Raw genomic sequence first — 22,249 nt, 5'->3', positions numbered from 1 at the left:
CCAGTTGAAAAACTGGGCTTTTTTCGTATCTAAATTCAACGGCTCAGCACCAATAAGCGCCTCAGAGCATCTCGTTGCCAGTACCGTCTTCACTAACTCTAGCGCAACGTCCCTTTTTAAATTCCGCCTTATTTTCTATTCTTAGAGATTTATTTCTTCTTTTTGGCCTTAAAACACAATTAATCCATTGATTTTTAAATAAATGCAAAAAAATCATTAACAAAATGAAAAGCATTCATTTTACTCATACAGATTAAATCCATACGATTGACAGGGTTAAGAATGGTTCCGTCCTACTCGTCGCCTCCATTCTATTTATCAATAACTTAGGGATTTACTTATGACTATTCCGACGACTGATATGCTAGACGCATGGGCTGGATTCGCTGCTGGTGAGTGGCAAAACTCTGTCAACACTCGTGACTTCATCCAAAAAAACTACACACCATATGAGGGAGACGAGTCCTTCTTAGCCGAGGTTAGCGCATCCACTTCAGCATTATGGAACCAAGTGCTTGAAGGCATTAAACAAGAAAGCCGCACACACGCTCCTGTTGATTTCGATACCGATCTGCCATCAACGATTACTTCTCACGATGCGGGTTACATCAACAAAGATCTGGAAAAGATCGTTGGCTTACAAACCGATCAGCCTCTAAAACGTGCAATCATCGCTAATGGTGGTATTCGCATGGTGAAAAACTCGTGCGAAGTTTATGGCCGCGAATTGGATCCAACAGTCGAAAAGATCTTCACTGAGTACCGTAAAACTCACAACAAAGCGTGTTTCGACCTTTACACCAAAGAAATCCTAGCGTGTCGTAAATCAGGCATCATCACTGGCCTTCCTGATGCCTATGGCCGTGGTCGTATCATTGGTGACTACCGTCGTATCGCCCTTTACGGTATCGACTTCTTAAAAGCGGACAAAAAAGAGCAATACAACTCGACACAAACGTTCCTAGAGCGCGGTGGCGATCTTGAGAAAACGCTTCGTCTACGTGAAGAAATTGCAGACCAAGTTCAAGCACTTGAAGACATTCGTCAAATGGGTTTGAAATACGGAATTGATATGTCGCTACCTGCAAAAACAGCGCAAGAAGCGATTCAATTTACCTACTTTGGTTACTTGGCGGCAGTTAAGTCTCAAAATGGCGCAGCAATGTCATTGGGTCGTACATCAACTTTCCTAGATGTTTACCTAGAACGTGATATCGCAAATGGCTTGATTGATGAATCGCAAGCGCAAGAGATGATCGACCACTTCATCATGAAACTGCGCATGGTTCGCTTCCTTCGTACACCAGAATACGATTCATTGTTCTCTGGCGATCCAATCTGGGCAACAGAAGCGATGGCAGGTATGGGTGTTGATGGCCGTACGCTAGTATCTAAAACGACATTCCGATACTTACATACGCTCCACACTATGGGCCCTGCTCCTGAACCAAACATGACGATTCTTTGGTCAGAGCAATTACCTGAAGCGTTCAAGCAATACGCTGCAAAAGTGTCGATTGATACCTCTTCTGTTCAATATGAAAACGACGATCTAATGCGTCCTGATTTCGATAATGACGACTACGCGATTGCATGTTGTGTGAGCCCGCAGATTGTTGGTCAGCACATGCAGTTCTTTGGTGCACGTGCCAACCTTGCAAAAGCCCTGCTTTACACCATCAATGGTGGTATCGATGAAAAATCGAAAGCGCAAGTTGGTCCGGTAGTGGACAAAGTTCAAGATGAAATTCTCGACTTTGACGCTTTGATGCCACGCTTCGACAACATGTTGGAATGGCTAGCAACACAATACGTCACAGCGTTGAACATCATCCACTACTCGCATGACCGTTACAGCTACGAAGCATCACTGATGGCATTGATGGATCGCGACGTGCACCGCACTATGGCGTGTGGTATTGCAGGCCTGTCTGTTGTCGCTGACTCTTTGGCGGCCATTAAATACGCGACCGTGAAACCTGTTCGTGATGAGGATGGCATCGCTGTTGATTTTGAAATCGAAGGTGATTATCCAAAATTTGGTAACAACGATGCCCGTGTTGATGACATCGCTTGTGATCTGGTTGAGCGCTTCATGAAGAAAATTCAGAAGATGCACACCTACCGCGAAGCAGTACCAACTCAATCGATCCTAACAATCACATCTAACGTGGTTTACGGCAAAAAAACGGGTAATACACCAGATGGCCGTCGCGCAGGTATGCCTTTTGGCCCGGGTGCAAACCCAATGCACGGTCGCGATGAAAAAGGGGCGGTTGCGTCTTTGGCATCGGTATCTAAACTGCCGTTTGCTTACGCGAAAGATGGTATTTCTTACACCTTCTCAATTGTGCCTAACGCGCTGGGTAAAGATGACTTGAGTCAGAAGAAAAACCTAGCCGCGCTAATGGATGGTTACTTCCATCACGAAGCAAGCAACGAGGGCATTGCGATTGAAGGTGGTCAACACCTTAACGTCAACGTTCTGAACCGAGAGATGTTATTGGATGCGGTTGAACATCCAGAGAAATACCCTCAGTTGACGATTCGAGTGTCCGGTTATGCGGTACGTTTTAACTCGCTAACTCGAGAGCAACAACAAGACGTGATCAGCCGAACTTTTACAGAAAAACTGTAATCGCGAGATTGTAAAATAATCGAAGCTCATGCCTCTAACTCATTAGGGGGATGAGCTTTTGTCGTTTCTGGTCAACCATACGAAGTGATACCAAAACCATCAACAATACGCGCGTTAAATCGGTGGCGGTAATTGCGTTTTTCTTTGTTAACAACCATTCACCAAACTTTTCAATTTCTTATTAATTCATCCGCTCACATCACATACACGTATAATTTTCCATCGGGTGCATAAAACCACACCGTTCTCTGGTTGTTATTGGTGTCACAAAACACGATAATATTGGGATCGGATTTTAAGAACGTAATAACTATGACCGAATATATTTTGTTGTTGGTCGGCACTGTGCTGGTGAACAACTTTGTACTGGTGAAGTTTTTAGGCTTGTGTCCTTTTATGGGCGTGTCTAAAAAACTGGAAACAGCAATTGGCATGGGCTTAGCTACAACTTTTGTACTAACGCTCGCGTCTGTGTGTGCATACTTGGTGGAAAGCTATGTTTTGCGTCCACTGGGCATCGAATATCTACGAACCATGAGCTTTATTTTGGTGATCGCTGTTGTTGTACAGTTCACCGAAATGGTCGTGCACAAAACCAGCCCAACGCTGTATCGTCTGTTGGGTATCTTCCTACCTCTGATCACAACGAACTGTGCGGTTCTAGGTGTTGCTCTGCTTAACATCAACGAGAATCACAACTTTATCGAATCGATCATTTACGGTTTTGGCGCAGCGGTTGGTTTCTCTTTGGTACTGATCCTATTTGCGTCAATGCGTGAACGTATTGCTGCAGCTGATGTACCTGTGCCATTTAAAGGCGCATCGATTGCGATGATCACCGCAGGCCTTATGTCTCTTGCCTTTATGGGCTTTACAGGTTTGGTGAAGTAAACGATGAGTACGATTTTAATTGCGATCATCGCTCTTGCTGCCCTCGCCGCTGTCTTCGGGGCGATACTCGGTTTTGCATCGATTCGCTTCAAAGTCGAAGCGGATCCAATTGTCGATCAAATCGATTCTATTCTTCCTCAAACTCAGTGTGGCCAATGTGGCTACCCGGGTTGTCGCCCATACGCTGAAGCGATCGCTAACGGCGACAAAATCAATAAGTGCCCTCCAGGTGGTCAAGCGACCATTGAAAAACTGGCGGACCTAATGGGCGTTGAAGCGGAAGAGTCGGCACACGATCTCGACAACAAAGTCAAAACCGTTGCTTTCATTCATGAAGACATGTGTATCGGTTGTACCAAGTGTATTCAAGCGTGTCCTGTCGATGCGATTGTTGGTGGTACTAAAGCCCTTCATACCGTTATCAAAGACGAGTGTACCGGTTGTGACTTGTGCGTTGCGCCTTGTCCAACTGACTGTATTGAAATGATTCCTGTGGAAACTACCACAGAGAGCTGGAAGTGGAAGCTTAACGCTATTCCAGTAGTTAACATTACGGATGCTGCCAATGCAGCGAACGTGACTGATTCAATTAAATAAGGTTTCGTATGTTGTCTTTGATTGAACAAATTCGTACTGGTTCGCTATGGGATTTCCCAGGCGGCGTGCATCCGGCAGAAAACAAAAAGCAATCCAACAAAACTGAATTGGTTCATGCAGCCATTCCGTCGGAAATCGTCCTACCTCTGAAACAGCACATCGGTAAAGCAGGTAATCTATTGATTGCTGTTGGTGACACAGTGTTGAAAGGTCAACAGCTAACGGCGTCAGACAGTGGTTTCACCGTTCCTGTTCATGCTCCAACTTCTGGGCAAGTAACAGCTATTGAGCCACGAACCGTAGCTCACCCATCAGGTTTAAGCGAACTGTGCGCAGTGATTACGCCAGATGGTAACGATACTTGGTGTGAGAAAACGCCAGTAGCCGATTACACCCAAGAATCTGCAGATGCGTTGATCGATGTGATTCGCCTTGCAGGTATCTCTGGCATGGGTGGCGCAGGGTTCCCAACGGCGAAGAAGATCCAATCGGGTATAGCGCGTACCGAAATTCTTATCGTTAACGCGGCAGAATGTGAGCCTTACATCACCGCCGATGACAAACTCATGCAGGAACATGCAGACGAGCTGGTCCAAGGTATCGAGATCGTCGAGCATATCCTTAAGCCAAAACTGACCATCATTGGTATTGAAGATAACAAGCCAGCAGCAATCAAAGCGCTGGAACAAGCGGCGATGAACAAAGACATCGTGATCCGCGTTATCCCAACCAAATACCCTTCTGGTGGTGAGAAGCAGCTCATCAAGATTTTGACCAACAAAGAAGTTCCTAGCGGCGCTATCCCTGCAGATATTGGCATCCTGGTTCAAAACGTTGGTTCTCTCTACTCAATTAAACGTGCAGTGATCGATGGCGAACCTGTGGTAAATCGCATCGTGACTCTGACGGGTAAAACCTTCAAGCAACCACGTAACGTTTGGACGCTACTTGGTACGCCAGTACAAGCACTGTTAGACGAGTTTGGCTACAAAGCAGATAAGAAACTGCAGCGCCTGATCATGGGTGGTCCAATGATGGGCTTTACCCTACCCCACGCTCAGGTTCCTATCACTAAAACGGCAAACTGTATTCTGGCACCGAAGCGTCGTGAGATCGCTTCTGACCAATACGAAATGGAATGTATCCGTTGTAGCCAATGTGCGGAAGCGTGCCCTGCCTCGCTATTGCCACAGCAGCTTCAGTGGTATGCAAAAAGCCAAGAATACGAAAAGCTGGAAGAACTGAACCTTAAAGATTGTATTGAATGTGGCGCGTGTGCATTTGTGTGCCCTAGTGAAATTCCATTGGTTCAATACTATCGCCAAGCGAAAGCTGAAATCCGTACACGCGCTCAAGAAGCCGCAGCAGCTGAACGAGCTAAGCTGCGCTTTGAAGAGAAGAAAGCGCGTATGGAACGCGAAAAAGCAGAACGTGAAAATCGCTTTAAGAAAGCCGCGGATGATCGTCGTAAAGACATGAAAGCATCTGGCGGTGACGATGCGATTGCCGCAGCCATCGCTCGCGTGAAAGCACAAAAAGAGAATACCGAAGCGAAAGCCGAGCCAGCAGTGAAACCAGCGGTTGCAGCCGCGATTGCCAAAGCAAAAGCGAAACAAGCTGCAGCGGCTCAATCTGGCGCAGCCGAGCCTGATAACTCAGAAATGGCGAAGCTACGCGAAGAACGCAAACGTCTTGCTCGCGAACGCAAAGCGCAAAAAGAACAAGGCGACGCATCTACGGATAATGCTGACGACAAGAAGTCAGCGGTTGCAGCAGCGATCGCCCGTGCTAAGGCGAAGAAAGCTCAACAAGAAGACGCATCAACACCTGCTGAAGCCGGTGACAAGAAAGCAGCCGTCGCGGCAGCTATCGCCAGAGCTAAAGCGAAAAAAGCACAACAAGAAGATTCGACCGAATCTGTAGAAACGGAAGCACCTGTTAAACAAGCTGAAGATCCGAAAAAAGCCGCTGTTGCCGCAGCCATTGCTCGTGCCAAAGCACGCAAAGCTCAGCAAGAAGCACAAGCAGAATCTGTTGAAGCGGAAGCTCCTTCTGAAGAACCAGAAGTGGATCCTAAGAAAGCCGCGGTTGCCGCAGCCATTGCTCGTGCTAAAGCGCGTAAAGCCCAACAAGAAGCACAAACAGAGTCTGTTGAAGAAACGCCTTCTGAAGAGCCGGAAGTGGATCCAAAGAAAGCAGCTGTTGCCGCAGCCATTGCGCGCGCCAAAGCACGTAAAGCTCAGCAAGAAGCGAATAAGAACAATACTGAGGAGAACGAGTAATGTCGTTTTTTATTGCCAGTTCACCACACGCTCACAGCCGTCGCAGCACGCCTGATTTGATGAAATGGGTAGCTCTGTGCGCTATTCCTGGCTTAGTAGCTCAAACCTACTTCTTTGGTTGGGGCACCATCATTCAACTCGTGTTCGCTATCGCGGTCGCAGTGTCACTTGAAGCATTAGTCATGCTTGTGCGTAAGCGTTCTCCAATGCGTGCGCTGCGTGATAACAGTGCCATTGTGACAGCATGGCTATTAGCCGTAGCAATCCCACCATGGTCTCCTTGGTGGATCATGGTTATCGGTTTGATTTTTGCCATCGTTATTGCGAAGCACTTATACGGTGGTATTGGCCAAAACCTATTTAACCCAGCGATGGTCGCTTACGTTGTATTGCTTATCTCCTTCCCTGTCCAAATGACAAGTTGGAGCGCGCCTGTTTCATTGATGTCTGAGCATGTGACTTTTGCAGACGCGTTGTCTCTGATCTTCACTGGCTATGATTTTGATGGTTTGTCACTGCAACAAGTTCGCGCTGGTGTGGATGGCGTAACAATGGCAACCCCATTAGATGCATTCAAAACTGGTATTCATACTGGTGCTACGCCAAGTGAGGTACTATCACAGCCAATGTTTGGTGGGCTTGCGGGTATCGGTTGGCAATGGGTAAACCTAGCTTACTTGGTTGGTGGCCTAGTGATGATCAAAAAGCGCATCATCCAATGGTACATTCCTGTTGGTTTCCTAGGTAGCTTGGCACTGTTTAGTACCGTGTTTAGCTTGATCATGCCGGGAGAAACCGCGTCACCAATCTTCCACCTACTTTCAGGTGCAACGATGTTAGGTGCGTTCTTTATCGCAACTGATCCTGTTTCAGCATCAACGACCGTGAAGGGTCGCTTGATTTTCGGTGCTCTGATCGGCGCGTTGGTATTCATTATTCGTAGTTGGGGTGGCTTCCCAGATGGCGTTGCGTTCGCCGTTCTGCTTGCCAATATGTGTGTACCGTTGATCGACTACTACACCAAACCAAGAACTTACGGTCACTGAGGTAAACATGTTAACCGCTATTAGAAAAAATGGTCTGACATTGGCGATCTTCGCCTGTGCAACAACCGGTCTTGTGGCACTGACTCAGTACCTAACAAAAGATCAAATTAAGCTTCAGGAACAAAAGCAATTGCTGTCGGTTCTCAACCAAGTGATTCCGGAAGAAATGCATGACAACAACCTTGTTGCGGCATGTACTATGGTATCTGCGCCCGATCTAGGTACGGTTCGCTCGATGCCAACTTACATTGCTACCAAAGATGGTCAACCAACGGCAATGGCAATTGAGTCCATCGCACCAGATGGCTACAACGGTGAAATCAAAATCATCACCGGCATTGATAACCAAGGCAAGATCCTTGGTACTCGTATCCTAAGCCATCAAGAAACGCCTGGATTGGGTGATAAAATTGATTTACGCGTTACGGATTGGATCTTGAGCTTCACTGGTAAGCAAGTGACAGAAAGTAACTGGAATTCTTGGCGAGTTCGTAAAGATGGTGGCGATTTCGATCAGTTTACTGGCGCAACTATTACCCCTCGTGCGGTAGTGAAAGCGGTGAGAAACACAGTAAACTACGTAAATAAGTCTCGTGATGAGATTCTGAATCAGCCCCTAGACTGCGCAGGAGGCAACCATGAGTGAAAATAAACTGCTAATGAGAAACGGCATGTGGAGCAACAACCCTGCCCTAGTACAACTTCTGGGTTTGTGTCCTCTACTTGCGGTTTCTTCTACCATTACCAACGCCCTTGGTTTGGGTATTGCGACTTTGTTGGTACTTGTCGGTTCTAACCTGACAGTTTCACTGATTCGTAACTACGTACCAAAGGAAATCCGTATTCCGGTCTTCGTTATGATCATCGCAGCCTTGGTAACTTGTGTTCAACTCTTGATGAACGCTTATGCCTACGGATTGTATCTATCTCTGGGCATCTTCATCCCACTGATCGTAACCAACTGTATTATCATCGGCCGTGCGGAAGCTTACGCCTCGAAGAATGATCCATTGCCAGCAGCATTGGATGGTTTCTGGATGGGTCTCGGTATGACAACGGTATTGGTTATACTTGGTGCTATGCGTGAACTTATCGGTAACGGCACCTTATTCGATGGTGCAGACCTATTATTGGGCGACTGGGCTGCGGCACTGCGTATTCAAGTTTTCCACTTCGATAGCAGCTTCTTACTAGCATTATTGCCACCAGGGGCATTTATTGGCGTAGGACTTTTGATTGCGTTGAAAAACGTTATCGACAGCTCAATTCAGGAACGTCAGCCGAAAGAAGAAAAACCAGCCATTGAGCGCGCCCGCGTAACTAACGCATAATACAAGAATTCTAAAATCAAGGCTCTACCACTCGTAGGGCCTTTTTCATAAACCGCAAAGACGGGTTTGGAAGTCAGCAATGAACAAAGTCAAAAGAATTGAAATTCTCGAACGACTCCGAGAAAACAATCCCAATCCTCAGACGGAGCTCAATTGGAGCACACCGTTTGAACTCCTTATCGCCGTACTGCTTTCTGCGCAGGCGACGGACGTAAGCGTAAACAAAGCAACAGACAAGCTCTACCCTGTTGCGAACACGCCACAAGGCATTCTTGATTTGGGTGTCGATGGTTTAAAGGAATACATCAAAACCATCGGTCTGTTTAATTCAAAAGCCGAAAACACCATCAAGACTTGTAAGATATTGCTAGAGAAGCACAACGGCGAAGTACCTGAAGATCGTGCAGCACTAGAGGCTTTGCCAGGTGTCGGTCGTAAAACCGCAAACGTGGTACTGAATACCGCCTTCGGTTGGCCAACTATCGCAGTGGACACGCACATCTATCGTGTTTCTAACCGTACAAAGTTTGCGATGGGTAAAACCGTCGATGACGTAGAAGAAAAACTGCTAAAAGTGGTGCCAAAAGAGTTTAAGCTTGATGTACACCACTGGTTGATCCTTCATGGTCGTTACACATGTGTGGCAAGAAAGCCGCGCTGTGGTAGCTGCATCATTGAAGATCTCTGTGAATACAAAGAAAAAGTGTACCCAGACGAATAAACCCGTCTGAAACAATCGCTAGGAGCAAATAATGTCAAACGGTCGAATTCTTCACACCATGCTACGCGTGGGTGATCTAGACAAATCTATCAAGTTTTACACTGAAGTAATGGGCATGCAGCTACTTCGTACCAATGAAAATAAAGAGTACGAATACACGCTAGCATTCTTAGGTTACGGTGATGAGTCTCAAGGTGCCGTCATCGAGCTGACTTACAACTGGGGTACAACCGAGTACGACTTAGGCTCTGCATTTGGCCATATCGCCATTGGCGTAGACGATATCTACTCAACTTGCGACGCAATCAAAGCAGCAGGTGGTAACGTGACTCGAGAAGCTGGCCCAGTAAAAGGCGGCACAACGCACATCGCTTTTGTGAAAGACCCTGATGGTTACATGATCGAGCTGATCCAAAACAAGCAAGCATCAGCAGGTTTAGAGGGCTAAACCCAGCACCCATTCTGAAATGCTGTAAAAGATGACAGGCAGATCTGAGAGCTGCCTGCTCATTTATAAACAAATATCTTTACTTGATAATAATTATCGTTTATATTTGTTCGCAACATCGATATGTGGGACAAACGATAATGATCAGTGAATGGGAAAAACACACACTTCTAGCCGATACTGCTCTTCAACTAGATGACCCTGTTCGCAGCATTCTTCATTACCAGCAAGCCCTAAGCCTGAGTGAAGATATTAGCGAATGCGTGGAAATAGAAGCTGATGAACGCTTACTAATTTCAGTGATTTCATGCCATAACCTCGCTCAATTTTGGCGCTGGGCTGGCGATACCGAGTATGAACTCAAATATCTGCAACTCGCTTCTGAAAAAGTACTCACACTGATTCCTCAGTGCCCAAACAAAGATTGCGCGAGCTTTATTGATTCGATTGGCTGCTGTACAAAAGCACTGATTGATTTTATGAAGCGACATCCGAATCCAGCGATTGCAAAACAAGTCGAAAAGATCGATACGGCTACGAATTGCGAAATCATTGCTAAGTTTCGCTTAAACTAACTGAAGTGACATGAAGGTTGCAACACAAGCGCATAAGTACTTTCAACAAGAACACAGTGATACAAAAACGCCAGAGTCTGACTCTGGCGTTTTTATTTGGTTAGCATTTCAATTAAACCTGAGTTCGTCCTAGCGAAATCACCACACGGCGGTTCTTATCTTTGCCAATTGGTGAGCCATTATCAGCAATTGGTCGACGCTTGCCGTAGCCCTGCACTTGAATACGATCACCCGATAAACCCAGAGATTCGAAATACGCTCTAAGTGACTCTGCCCTTCTTTCAGAAAGACTTTGACTCGCACTCTTGCCATCCGTTGAATCTGTGTAGGTTGCAACAAGGACTAAATCAATATCTTGGTTGTGACGAACATAATCAGCAATTTGAGCCAAACGCTTCTTCGACGCTTTTGTTAGCTGATCGCCCTGCCGCTCGTAATGAAGAATCGTAAAGGCAATATCTTCAAAGCTGTATTTCAACAAGTTGGCAATGCAGTTACTGAAGGCATTGTATTTGCTCTGAAAAAGCACCGAAGACAAGGCAACTTCAATACGTTGGTCACGACTTTGCCAATCTTGGTAGCTAAATGTCGGATAGCGCCCTTTTTCTAGCTCAGACAAAATGCCCCATGCCGTTTGACCACCCACGTAACCATCGAACTGCTTAAAGAACCTAAGATTAGTGATTCGGTCCGCATGCTCTCCCGGACGCCAAGGAGGCGGCATTGAAATCAAACTCACGTTGCGTGTTTCACCCATTGGGCGGCGCATTTTCAGTTCGAAATCCAAATTGATCTTTTTGCTCGCACGAGACGAAAATACCGCGTCACCAAATCCAGGAATAGGATGCACAAGTTGGCATTCCAATGGCGTATTCATCACCATTTCCCATTGTGACTGTTGCGGAGTGGCGACGTAGCGTTTACCCATTGATGCAAAACTATGTGCACTGAGTAAAGATAACGCGACACCACTGGTTACAAGCCATTTATTCATCTAGGTACTATCTCTCAAACGGCACTCTATTGCCGCTTATCCGCCTGAATTAAAAACACGTGAAAGAATGCAAAAATCCCGCCAACATAAAAATAGTAACTTGATATAAGGACTTAAGGGATAATTTGGCAAGCGCATAAAATGGGAAATAACATCACGAGAATAACAGGTGACCTTCCCCCTTATTTTTAGTTATAAGTCTCTCCCAATACGGACGAAACAGAATTCTACATTTATCCAAATTGCGGTTTTTCTCATCGATAGAATCTGCAATAATGCAGCCTTCGTCACACAAAAATAAGCCAACATGACAATAGAAAATGAAGCTCTAACCCTGAAAAAGCGTTTTCGTGGTTATTTTCCAGTGGTAGTTGACGTTGAGACCGCAGGTTTCAATGCTCAAACTGATGCACTTTTAGAAATCTGTGCCGTAACGTTGAGCATGGATGAAAACGGCGATTTGCATCCTGCCTCCACCATTCATTTTCATATCGAACCTTTTGAAGGCGCGAATTTAGAAAAAGATGCGCTAGAATTCAACGGCATTCGTGACCCTTTTAGCCCACTCCGTGGTGCTGTCTCTGAGCAAGAAGCGCTGAAAGAAATTTATAAGTTGATCCGTAAAGAGCAAAAAGCAGAAGATTGCTCGCGTGCAATCATGGTGGCGCATAACGCGGCTTTCGACTTAAGTTTTGTTAATGCAGCCAACGAACGCTGCAAACTAAAAAGAGTCCCTTTCCATCCATTTGCCACTTTTGATACCGCAACATTAAGTGGACTTGCTTATGGCCAAACTGTTCTGGCTAAAGCATGCAAAACAGCAGGGATGGACTTTGACAATCGTGAAGCACACTCTGCGCTTTACGATACACAAAAAACTGCAGAGCTATTCTGCGGCATCGTGAACAAATGGAAGGCCCTAGGCGGTTGGCCGCTTGTTAGCGAAGAATAATAAATAAACACAACATATTAGGAAAAGTATGAATCCTGTCGTTATATCTGTGTGCGTCATGCTCGTGTTAGCATTGATGCGCGTAAACGTGGTGGTTGCCCTCACGTTTAGTGCCATCGTTGGTGGCCTTGTTGCTGGAATGAGTCTTACCGATACTGTTTCTGCCTTTGAAAGCGGACTCGGTGGCGGTGCAACCATCGCATTAAGCTATGCAATGCTCGGTACATTTGCCGTTGCTATTTCTCGCTCTGGGATTACTGACCTACTTGCTAAAAGCGTTATCAAGCGCCTAAATGGCAAAGAAAGCTCTGCGTCGACTACTGGTCTTAAATACGCAGTATTGGTTGCGCTTGTCCTTGTCACCATGTCATCTCAAAACGTGATTCCGGTACACATCGCCTTTATTCCAATTTTGATTCCACCTCTTTTGGGCGTTTTCGCTAAGCTGAAGCTGGACCGTCGTTTGGTCGCTTGTGTGCTTACCTTCGGTTTGATCACGCCTTATATGATTCTACCTATCGGCTTTGGTGGCATCTTCCTGAACAATATCCTACTAAAGAACTTGCATGACAACGGTCTAACCGATGTGGTGGCAAGCCAAGTACCTACCGCAATGCTATTGCCGGGGGCAGGTATGCTATTTGGCCTTCTGACGGCAATCTTCTTTAGCTACCGTAAACCTCGTGAATACAAAGAAACTGAACTGACCGTTGTTCAAGAATCTGAAGAGAAGCTAAATAAGAAACACATTCTGGTTGCTGGCTTGGGTATTCTTGCTGCGCTAAGCGTACAGCTATACACGGGCTCAATGATCATCGGCGCACTAGCTGGCTTCATGGTATTCACCTTCGGTGGTGTTATCGCATGGAAAGAGACGCACGATGTGTTCACTAAAGGTGTACACATGATGGCAATGATCGGCTTCATCATGATTGCAGCGGCAGGTTTTGCGGCAGTAATGAAGCAAACTGGCGGCGTTGAAACACTAGTACAATCGCTATCAACAAGCATCGGTGATAACAAACCTCTAGCTGCTCTGCTTATGCTGATCGTTGGTCTATTGGTCACTATGGGCATTGGTTCATCGTTCTCTACGATTCCAATCCTTGCAACTATCTATGTCCCGCTATCACTAGCGTTCGGCTTCTCGCCAATGGCAACTATCGCATTAGTCGGTACTGCTGCTGCGCTAGGTGATGCAGGCTCTCCAGCTTCTGACTCAACGTTAGGTCCAACATCGGGGCTAAATGCGGATGGCCAACACGAACACATTTGGGAAACCGTTGTACCGACATTTATCCACTACAACATTCCTCTGATCATATTCGGTTGGATTGCCGCAATGGTGCTGTAATCGCATCATTTAATGGATACAATTCGTTACGAAAAAGCCGCTCGAGTGAGCGGCTTTTTGTTAATTTGAATACCTACGAATAACGCTTTAGAGGCTTCAATTCAATTATTGAGCAGGCATATTATCAACGATGCGCTCACGAATAAGCTTTAGCGTCGCCTCAGTCGATAGGTAATCAACTTCAATCGGGAAGTAAGCATCGTTGATTTGCAGTACCAAGCTTGGGTACCCGTTCACACCAAGGCTTTTTGCAAGACTCAACTGATCTTGGAACACGCCTTCTAACAAAGCGCCATCCATATCGTTTTTGAACTGTTGAACGTTCAAACCAATCTCTTTTGCCAATTGCAGGTGCGTTGCTTCTTCGTGAGGAGGAAGAGCTCGCAGGTAGTACGCATGCTGAATTGCTTCTAACATTTGCTCATAAGAATCTTGGAAACCAGCTGCGATAACCGCACGGCATGATTGGTATGTACTTCTTACTGGCGTACACAAGGTCCAGAAATCATAATTGAACTTGGTACCAAGCTGACGCTCGATCTGCTTCCAAATTTGTTCGATCTTTTGCTGCATTTCTGGAGGCATCGGCAGATTAGTATCTGGCGCAAGGCCACCCACCACATACTCAAACTGAATGACACCCGGCAGCTGTTGTTTCAATTTTTCAATGGTTGGTTTGTAACCCCAACACCAACTGCACATTGGGTCATGTACGTAGTAAAGCTTTATGTTCATTCCACTAACCTAAAAAAGAAAAAGGAGCCAATGCGGCTCCTTTGTATTCTATCGCCAAATTTGAGTATTTACGAATTACTCAGCGTCACCTTCAACGCGTGCTGCCGCTTCTTTGATAAGAGGCTGAAGCTCACCTTTCTGGAACATTTCCAAAATGATGTCACAACCACCGATCAGTTCGCCTTCAATCCATAGTTGTGGGAATGTTGGCCATTGAGCGTATTTTGGTAGCTCAGCACGGATGTCTGGGTTTTGTAGAATGTCTACGTAAGCGAACTTCTCGCCACAAGCCATTAGCGCCTGTGCAGCTTGAGAAGAGAAACCACAGCTAGGCAGTTTCGGTGATCCTTTCATGTACAGCAAGATTGTATTTTCTGAGATCTGCTGTTTGATTTTATCGATAGTTTCCATCGCTTCCTCATTCATGGATGTGAACTTTAATTATTGCCACATTTTACTCAATAACCACAGAATAAAAACCATATAATTAGTAAGTCTTTGTGGGTTTTATCTTAAAAATATTTTCATATCGGGGTTTTAATAAAGTAAAAACTTGCTAAAATACTTTTCAAGTCAGTCGTAAAGACTACATATAAATAAAAACACTGGAAGCAATCGAAAGGTAACCCTTTCATATCTATGGAGAATTGAGCAATGGCATTTGAACTACCAGCTCTACCTTACGCGAAAGACGCACTAGAACCACACATCTCTGCTGAAACTCTAGATTTCCACCACGGTAAACACCACAACACTTACGTAGTTAAGCTAAACGGTCTTATCCCTGGTACTGAGTTCGAAGGCAAAACACTAGAAGAAATCATCAAGACTTCTACTGGTGGCGTATTCAACAACGCAGCACAGATCTGGAACCACACGTTCTACTGGCACTGTCTAGCTCCAAACGCAGGCGGCGAACCAACTGGCGCAGTTGCTGAAGCAATCAACGCAGCATTCGGCTCTTTCGAAGAATTCAAAGCGAAGTTCACTGATTCAGCAATCAACAACTTCGGTTCTTCATGGACTTGGCTAGTTAAGAAAGCTGACGGTTCTCTAGAGATCGTTAACACTTCTAACGCAGCAACGCCTCTAACAGAAGAAGGTACTACTCCACTTCTAACTGTTGACCTTTGGGAACACGCGTACTACATCGATTACCGCAACGTACGTCCTGATTACATGAACGGCTTCTGGGCTCTTGTAAACTGGGACTTCGTAGCAGAGAACCTAGCGAAGTAATTTACTTCCCCCTAAGTTCAATTTAGTCATATTTAAAAGCTCGCATCTCTGCCTGTCTCTTGATCACAAGTCTAGTGATCAAGAGACATTGCGAGTTCGTAGCCTTCAAGGATGGTTTGTAGTTTAAACCATCCTTCCCAAAGCACCTTTATTGAAGCTCTACCCGTCCTCTTGGTATCTTTCCAACCGCCTAATTTAGCGAGATTTTTGTACGCCCAGCTCATATCGGGCACTTCTTTAGGTAATGTCTTACTTTCTAGTTTCAACCACAGTAGCTTCCAAGCTTTTTTGCCCAATACCTTTTCACAACTTTCTTTCGTTAGCTCATCAACTTCTTTAATGAAGCGTAACGCCAATAAACGCGTAGCAACAAAGGCATAGATGACACTTAATCTCTCTAAGTTATCTTTACTTTGTAGCCTGAGTGACTCCACATCTGTCCCTTCACTTTTCCAGACTTTATGGAAATCTTCAATCAGCCATCGGCGCTCGTAATAACCGATAATTCTCATAGCGTCTTCAACGTTGTTTATTGGCTCCGACGTCAAGAGGTGCCATGCTAACTTGTCTTTTGATGTCCCTTGCTCAAGGCAACCAACATAATAAACAGGTATGCCTGCGTGCTCTTTTTTGTTTGCCGGAGCCTTTAATGTCACCTGACCATATTTAACATCAAGCTTTACATCTCTCGCTTTTCTCCCTCCTTTTTGGGGGATGGTAAGCTCTTTTGTCTCGACGCTTGGTAACGCTTGCGCATAGTCGTAAAGCTTTTGATGATGAGCTTCTAGGCAGCGACTTTGCATTGAGCGAACGACAAAGCGCTGCTGATGTTGACGTTTATAAGTCAAGTATTCGAATAGGTCAGCTTCTCGGTCACAGACCGAGATAACATCTAACATTTTATCCCCTAGGCGTTCAACGACACGGCGAGAAGCTTGCTCCCATTTGTAACTCTCTTTCTCCTTATAAGGACGAGTCGCGTGTTGGTGCTTTTGCCCACGCTTAGTAATATCTCGGCTCCATCGTTGCTGCTCTATCAGGCCAACAATGGTCTGACTTTGTGGTGCAAAAAGTAACGTCGAATGTACGTGGAGAGCTCGAATTCTATCGCCTTGATTCGTGTGCCCGAGTTCATCTTTTATACTTCGATGCGGAAAACTGAGCGTTGTTGTATCTTCAAGCGCGAGTAATTCCTCATGCTCGTTAGCTCGGGATACAGTTGATTGAAAGCCTGCTTCTGCGATGTCTTTTGCATCGATGTTTTCATTGCGGATAAAGCGATATGCACCTTCCATATCGGCGGGAGAAAAAGGAAGTTTAGCCACGGAGACTCCTGGTTGATTAGCAATGGAAGTCGCTAAACTGATGAGGCGTTGTGTTCTTCGAGGGTCTTTAAGTTGTGCTTGTCCAAATTGTTCTTGTGCCCAAAGTTTAGCGTCTGAGTGTGTCATCTTAGTGTTTCAGTAAGGATTACTAAGTGATCAGATCACACACACGTGAAAGAGTTCAAAAAAAATCCCCAAGCTACAAGCTTGGGGATTTGTGTATAAGAGACAGGCATCTCTGCGGGCTTTTTTATTGCTTCTCCGACCTACTTTTTCAATTAATCCCCTCTTTTTCCTAAAGTTCTTCCCGTCGTTGCCGTTAAAAGTGCATTAAGCGAGGAACATCATGCAAATCCATACTTTAGACAAAGCAGCAATCATCAACGAACTTCAGTTCGGCAATGGTATTAACCATGCTGTACACGAAGGTCGTCGCGCTGATTTCTCGCTGATTCTGTCTATGTTCTCTAATGATGTTTGCGATGTAGTCCCGGTTGAAGAAGTACAAGAAGTCATTACAAGTGATGACCTCCTTCGTAAACAGTTTGGTTTATCACAACCACAAGCGCTTCGCTCAGACAGCAGCAGTTACGATCTAGCTGCAGAGCAAGCAAAGCAGTTTCATGATGCGGGTTTACCGTCTGCTAAGCTAAGCCACTACCTTAAACCTGATGCGCTAACCTATTTGCCTCAAGACACGTTCAACCTACCGGAAAACGTTTATCACAACCTTTCCGGCCATGAGCGCCGTAGTTTAGGCGAACGTAACAAAACACTGATTCCTGACGCAGGGCTTTACAATCAATTAGTAACGGCACAGCGTCAGTATCAAATCCAAGCGCAAGCTTAACGCTCCACGTTCACCCCAACAGATTGCATTCTGCACACGTCAGAAATGTGACGCCTTACAAATTCCCAAACAATAGTTGCTGCTCAAAAGCGTTAGTTTGAAGCTTTTCACACTGAGCTCATAAAAATTCATCCATGCTGTTAGCACAAACCACTGATGTATTGTTTAACACAAGAAATGACAGTGTAGGTGCTATGGATATTAAAGAATCAATCATTCTCGTCACTTCCGCAGGAACTATCCTCGGCAGAACATGCTCTAGTCACTTTGCCCACTTAGGGGCAACGATTGTTCTTTGCGACCAGAATCCAACGGCCTTGAGAGCCAGTTATGAGCAAATTAGCGCCTTTTCCGATAAGGTGTACGCCATCAATGTGTGCAGTGACAACACCACGTCCATCAACTTATTGTTTGACCAAATAGAATCTCAGCTTGGTGCGACACCGGATGTCATCGTCAATTGTTGGACCAGTTCACCAATGCCAAGTTTGATGGATCCAGAACCAATGAGTACTTATATCGATCATCTTTCATCTGCGGCTCGCTTTCTTTATACCTATGGTCAAGTGAGCGCAGAGCGCTTTCGCTCCAGAGAAAAGAAAGGCGTGATCGTCAATGTCATTTCTCATGATAATCATGAAGATCTCACGGGTGTGGAAAGCATGGCGGCATTAGTCTCTGGTTTTACCCACAGCTGGGCAAAAGAACTGACCCCTTTCAACATCCGGGTGGGTGGAGTCATTCCTTCCGTCAATCATACGAGTGAAGATGTGGATGAACGACATTGGGCGCAAATTCAAGACGAGCTAGTGAGGAATACGGCTTACATCGTTGCTAACGAGTACTTTAGTGGTCGAGTCGTAACGACCGAAGTCTGAGCAAACCTTCTAACAAAAATCCCTCTTCAAACAGAACTTCTCATAATTTGAAAAGCATAAAAAAAGCCCCAGTCTCTCGACTGGGGCTTTGCTTTTTCCCGATGGTAGATTTCGTGCTAGCGAAAACCTATTCCATAACTAACGTCTTGCCTATGCGTTAGCTTTTTCTTTCTTAGCTTTTGGTGCCGCTTCTTTCGCTACTTGGTCTGCTTTCTTCTTGATAACAGTTGTACCTTCGAAAGTTTCGCCTTCAACGAATGCTTTACCGTAGTAAGAAGCCATTAGCACTTCTTTTAGCTCTGTGATTAGAGGGTAACGTGGGTTCGCACCAGTACATTGGTCATCGAACGCTTCAACCGCTAGCTCATCTAGTTTCGCAACGAAATCAGACTCTGCAACACCAGCTGCTTGAATAGACAGTGGGATGTCTAGGTCACCTTTCAGCTCTTCTAGCCATGCTAGTAGACGTTCAATCTTCTGAGCAGTACGGTCACCAGCTTGGCTTAGGCCTAGGTGGTCAGCAACTTCAGCGTAACGACGACGTGCTTGTGGACGGTCGTACTGAGAGAATGCAGTCTGCTTAGTTGGGTTATCGTTCGCGTTGTAACGTACAACGTTTGAGATAAGTAGTGCGTTAGCAAGACCGTGTGGTAGGTGGAACTCAGCACCAATCTTGTGCGCCATTGAGTGACAAACACCTAGGAATGCGTTCGCAAACGCGATACCAGCGATAGTTGCCGCGTTGTGTACTTTCTCACGAGCGATTGGGTCGTTAGCACCGTTTGCGTAGCTTGAAGGTAGGTATTCTTTAAGCATCTTAAGTGCTTGTAGAGCCTGACCGTCTGAGTACTCGTTCGCAAGAACAGATACGTAAGCTTCTAGAGCGTGAGTTACTGCATCGTAACCACCGAATGCTGTCAGAGACTTAGGCATGTTCATTACTAGGTTAGCATCAACGATAGCCATGTTTGGCGTGATTTCGTAGTCAGCTAGGGGGTACTTAGCACCAGTCTTGTCGTCTGTAACAACCGCGAATGGAGTAACTTCAGAACCCGTACCTGAAGTTGTAGTGATACATACAAGCTCAGCTTTTTGACCCATTTTAGGGAACTTGTAGATACGTTTACGGATGTCCATAAAGCGCATTGCTAGTTCTTCGAAGTGAGTTTCTGGGTGCTCGTACATTACCCACATGATCTTCGCAGCATCCATTGGTGAACCACCTCCTAGAGCTAGGATTACGTCAGGTTGGAAGCTCTTCATTGCTTCTGCACCTTTCTCAACAACAGATAGTGTTGGATCCGCTTCTACGTCGAAGAATGTTTGAACTTCGATGCCTTGCTCTTTAAGAAGTTTAACTACTTCGTCAGCGTAACCGTTGTTGAATAGGAAACGGTCAGTTACTAGGAATGCGCGTTTCTTACCTTCTAGGTCGCTCATTGCGATTGGAAGGCTACCACGACGGAAGTAGATAGACTTAGGTAGTTTGTGCCACAACATGTTTTCAGCTCGCTTAGCTACAGTTTTCTTGTTGATAAGGTGCTTAGGACCAACGTTTTCAGAGATAGAGTTACCACCCCATGAACCACAACCTAGAGTTAAAGAAGGAGCTACGTTGAAGTTGTAAAGGTCACCGATACCACCGTGAGTAGTTGGGATGTTTACAAGGATACGTGCAGTCTTCATCTTGTCACCGAAGTAACGGATGCGGTCTGCGTTAACGTCTTGGTTAGTGTAAAGACCAGATGTGTGACCGATACCACCGATTTCAACCATTGTTACCGCTTGAGCAACTGCGTCTTCGAAGTCGTCAGCACGGAATAGACCTAGAGTTGGAGATAGTTTCTCGTGAGCGAACTCATCATCGTAAGAAACTTTGCCTAGACCTTCACCTACAAGCACTTTAGTGTCAGCAGGAACTTTAACACCAGCCATTTCAGCGATTGCTGGAGCAGGTTGACCTACGATTTTCGCGTTTAGTGCGCCGTCGATAAGAAGCACTTTACGTACTTTATCAGCGTCAGCTTTAGATAGAACGTGAGCTTTATGAGAAGCGAAACGCTCTTTCACTTCGTCGTATACTTCGCTAACTACGATTGCAGCTTGCTCAGAAGCACATACTACGCCGTTATCGAAAGTTTTAGACATAAGGATAGAAGCAACAGCACGTTTGATGTCAGCTGTTTCATCGATAACTACAGGAACGTTACCTGCACCTACACCGATTGCTGGCTTACCAGAAGAGTATGCTGCTTTAACCATGCCTGGACCACCAGTTGCAAGGATAAGTGCAATACCGTCGTGCTTCATAAGAGCGTTAGAAAGCTCTACAGATGGTTGGTCGATCCAACCGATAATGTCTTTTGGTGCACCAGCTGCTACTGCTGCATCTAGAACTAGTTTCGCAGCATCGTTAGTTGAGTTCTTCGCACGTGGGTGTGGTGAGAAGATAATGCCGTTACGAGTTTTTAGAGAGATTAGAGATTTGAAGATTGCTGTAGAAGTTGGGTTCGTTGTTGGAACGATACCACAGATGATACCTACAGGCTCTGCGATAGTCATCGTGCCTAGGTTGTCATCTTCTTCCAAGATGCCACATGTTTTTTCATCTTTGTATTTGTTGTAGATAAATTCTGAAGCGAAGTGGTTTTTGATTACCTTATCTTCAACAATACCCATTCCAGATTCAGCAACTGCTTGTTGTGCTAGTGGGATACGAGCATGGTTAGCTGCAAGAGAAGCTGCGCGGAAGATTGCGTCTACTTTCTCTTGTGAGAACGTTGCGAATTCTTCTTGTGCTGCTTTAACGCGTGCTACTAGAGCATCTAGTTCAGCTAAGTTAGTTACAGGCATGGTGGATCTCCTAAAATAATAAATATTAAAAACTTTTTAGTAAGCCTATTGTCTTTCGTTTTGACTGTTTATCAGCGTTTTAACTAACAACCATCTTAGTAAATTGCTTTCAGGGCTGAGTATAATATTTCAGAGTGTGAAAAAAATTGACTTGGATCAGTTCTCACAACTGAAATACCCCCAAAGTAGTGGTTTACCACAACAAAACCAGTTAAATAATTGATAAACATACAAATTAAGCTTAATTTTTAATTGCACAAAAAAGAAGCAAACGAACTAAAAAATAAAAGAAACAACAACAATCTGTAAAAAAGTTTCATTTTTAGCCAACAAAATTACATGTGGACCCTAATTTTTGTGCTACTGAGAGTATATCGAATGCGTCATATCTCTCTACAAACCGCCTTTCTTTTTGTGAAAAATGTGCGAATGTTAACGTTTGTGTAAATCAGTTCAGGTTCTCACCAGTCTTCTACGTAACAATTCGTTTCCAGAATGCATACATTTCTTTCAATAATTAGTTTTTCTCACAAATACTAG

20 protein-coding genes are annotated in these 22,249 nt (G+C 45.2%); 15 read left to right on the top strand and 5 right to left on the bottom strand.

The features are described from left to right. Positions 1–340: 340 nt before the first annotated feature. From pflB to C1S74_RS16060, 10 genes are all read left to right on the top strand, one after another. Positions 341–2,638, top strand: coding sequence for a formate C-acetyltransferase (pflB, locus tag C1S74_RS16105; protein ID WP_045396033.1), 2,298 nt, complete (start codon positions 341–343; stop codon positions 2,636–2,638). A gap of 312 nt (positions 2,639–2,950) precedes the next feature. Then, positions 2,951–3,529, top strand: coding sequence for an electron transport complex subunit RsxA (gene rsxA / locus C1S74_RS16100; RefSeq protein ID WP_005425202.1), 579 nt, complete (start codon positions 2,951–2,953; stop codon positions 3,527–3,529). Between the two features lie 3 nt (positions 3,530–3,532). Next, positions 3,533–4,126: an electron transport complex subunit RsxB gene (gene rsxB / locus C1S74_RS16095; RefSeq protein ID WP_041058009.1), complete on the top strand. Its 594-nt coding sequence runs from the start codon at positions 3,533–3,535 to the stop codon at positions 4,124–4,126. A gap of 8 nt (positions 4,127–4,134) precedes the next feature. Then, positions 4,135–6,408 carry an electron transport complex subunit RsxC gene (gene rsxC / locus C1S74_RS16090; RefSeq protein ID WP_045396032.1) on the top strand — a complete coding sequence of 758 codons (2,274 nt, stop codon included), beginning with the start codon at positions 4,135–4,137 and terminating at the stop codon, positions 6,406–6,408. Beyond that, positions 6,408–7,454, top strand: coding sequence for an electron transport complex subunit RsxD (rsxD, locus tag C1S74_RS16085; protein WP_009707287.1), 1,047 nt, complete (start codon positions 6,408–6,410; stop codon positions 7,452–7,454). The genes rsxC and rsxD overlap by 1 nt, the downstream gene beginning before the upstream one ends. A 7-nt stretch (positions 7,455–7,461) precedes the next feature. Next, positions 7,462–8,100 carry an electron transport complex subunit RsxG gene (gene rsxG, locus C1S74_RS16080; protein ID WP_005536427.1) on the top strand — a complete coding sequence of 213 codons (639 nt, stop codon included), beginning with the start codon at positions 7,462–7,464 and terminating at the stop codon, positions 8,098–8,100. Beyond that, positions 8,093–8,785: an electron transport complex subunit E gene (locus C1S74_RS16075; RefSeq protein WP_045396029.1), complete on the top strand. Its 693-nt coding sequence runs from the start codon at positions 8,093–8,095 to the stop codon at positions 8,783–8,785. The genes rsxG and C1S74_RS16075 overlap by 8 nt, the downstream gene beginning before the upstream one ends. Positions 8,786–8,864: 79 nt before the next feature. Beyond that, a complete protein-coding gene (gene nth / locus C1S74_RS16070) occupies positions 8,865–9,506 on the top strand; it encodes an endonuclease III (protein WP_005439684.1) in 642 nt (213 codons plus the stop codon). Positions 9,507–9,537: 31 nt separating this feature from the next. Then, on the top strand, positions 9,538–9,954 hold the full coding sequence (gene gloA / locus C1S74_RS16065; RefSeq protein WP_020196364.1) for a lactoylglutathione lyase: 417 nt from the start codon (positions 9,538–9,540) through the stop codon (positions 9,952–9,954). A 140-nt stretch (positions 9,955–10,094) separates the two neighbouring features. Beyond that, a complete protein-coding gene (locus C1S74_RS16060) occupies positions 10,095–10,529 on the top strand; it encodes a DUF2753 domain-containing protein (RefSeq protein WP_005439686.1) in 435 nt (144 codons plus the stop codon). A 112-nt stretch (positions 10,530–10,641) separates the two neighbouring features. Here the strand turns inward: C1S74_RS16060 and motY are convergent, their stop codons facing one another. Further along, a complete protein-coding gene (gene motY, locus C1S74_RS16055) occupies positions 10,642–11,523 on the bottom strand; it encodes a flagellar protein MotY (RefSeq protein WP_038881582.1) in 882 nt (293 codons plus the stop codon). Between the two features lie 307 nt (positions 11,524–11,830). Here motY and rnt point away from each other — a divergent pair, with 307 nt between their 5' ends. Both rnt and C1S74_RS16045 read left to right on the top strand, forming a co-directional pair. After that, positions 11,831–12,475 (top strand): ribonuclease T, encoded by a 645-nt coding sequence (gene rnt / locus C1S74_RS16050; protein ID WP_045396026.1) that lies wholly within the window; start codon positions 11,831–11,833, stop codon positions 12,473–12,475. Positions 12,476–12,503: 28 nt separating this feature from the next. Next, positions 12,504–13,829, top strand: coding sequence for a Na+/H+ antiporter family protein (locus C1S74_RS16045; protein WP_038869333.1), 1,326 nt, complete (start codon positions 12,504–12,506; stop codon positions 13,827–13,829). Positions 13,830–13,934: 105 nt separating this feature from the next. Here the strand turns inward: C1S74_RS16045 and C1S74_RS16040 are convergent, their stop codons facing one another. Continuing rightward, positions 13,935–14,564: a DsbA family protein gene (locus tag C1S74_RS16040; protein WP_039974569.1), complete on the bottom strand. Its 630-nt coding sequence runs from the start codon at positions 14,562–14,564 to the stop codon at positions 13,935–13,937. A 75-nt stretch (positions 14,565–14,639) separates the two neighbouring features. Further along, positions 14,640–14,975, bottom strand: a complete 336-nt coding sequence (locus C1S74_RS16035) for a Grx4 family monothiol glutaredoxin (protein WP_038869223.1) — start codon at positions 14,973–14,975, stop codon at positions 14,640–14,642. A gap of 243 nt (positions 14,976–15,218) precedes the next feature. Between C1S74_RS16035 and sodB the strand changes: the two genes are divergently transcribed. Beyond that, the gene (gene sodB / locus C1S74_RS16030; protein WP_038881576.1) at positions 15,219–15,803 is read left to right on the top strand and encodes a superoxide dismutase [Fe]; all 585 of its coding nucleotides are present in this window, start codon (positions 15,219–15,221) and stop codon (positions 15,801–15,803) included. Between the two features lie 71 nt (positions 15,804–15,874). On the opposite strand, the gene C1S74_RS16025 is transcribed toward sodB, so the two are convergent. Then, positions 15,875–17,254: an IS4 family transposase gene (locus C1S74_RS16025; protein ID WP_103415246.1), complete on the bottom strand. Its 1,380-nt coding sequence runs from the start codon at positions 17,252–17,254 to the stop codon at positions 15,875–15,877. 220 nt (positions 17,255–17,474) lie between these two features. On the opposite strand from C1S74_RS16025, the gene C1S74_RS16020 reads away from it, so the two are divergent. After that, positions 17,475–17,978, top strand: coding sequence for a VC2046/SO_2500 family protein (locus tag C1S74_RS16020; RefSeq protein ID WP_045398003.1), 504 nt, complete (start codon positions 17,475–17,477; stop codon positions 17,976–17,978). A 134-nt stretch (positions 17,979–18,112) separates the two neighbouring features. Beyond that, positions 18,113–18,856, top strand: a complete 744-nt coding sequence (locus tag C1S74_RS16015) for an SDR family oxidoreductase (RefSeq protein WP_045398001.1) — start codon at positions 18,113–18,115, stop codon at positions 18,854–18,856. A 150-nt stretch (positions 18,857–19,006) separates the two neighbouring features. On the opposite strand, the gene adhE is transcribed toward C1S74_RS16015, so the two are convergent. Next, positions 19,007–21,709, bottom strand: a complete 2,703-nt coding sequence (adhE, locus tag C1S74_RS16010) for a bifunctional acetaldehyde-CoA/alcohol dehydrogenase (protein ID WP_045397999.1) — start codon at positions 21,707–21,709, stop codon at positions 19,007–19,009. Between the last annotated feature and the right edge of the window lie 540 nt (positions 21,710–22,249).

The organism is Vibrio hyugaensis, from assembly GCF_002906655.1.
Lineage (GTDB): Bacteria > Pseudomonadota > Gammaproteobacteria > Enterobacterales > Vibrionaceae > Vibrio > Vibrio hyugaensis.
This window is presented reverse-complemented; position numbering and strand designations above follow the sequence as displayed.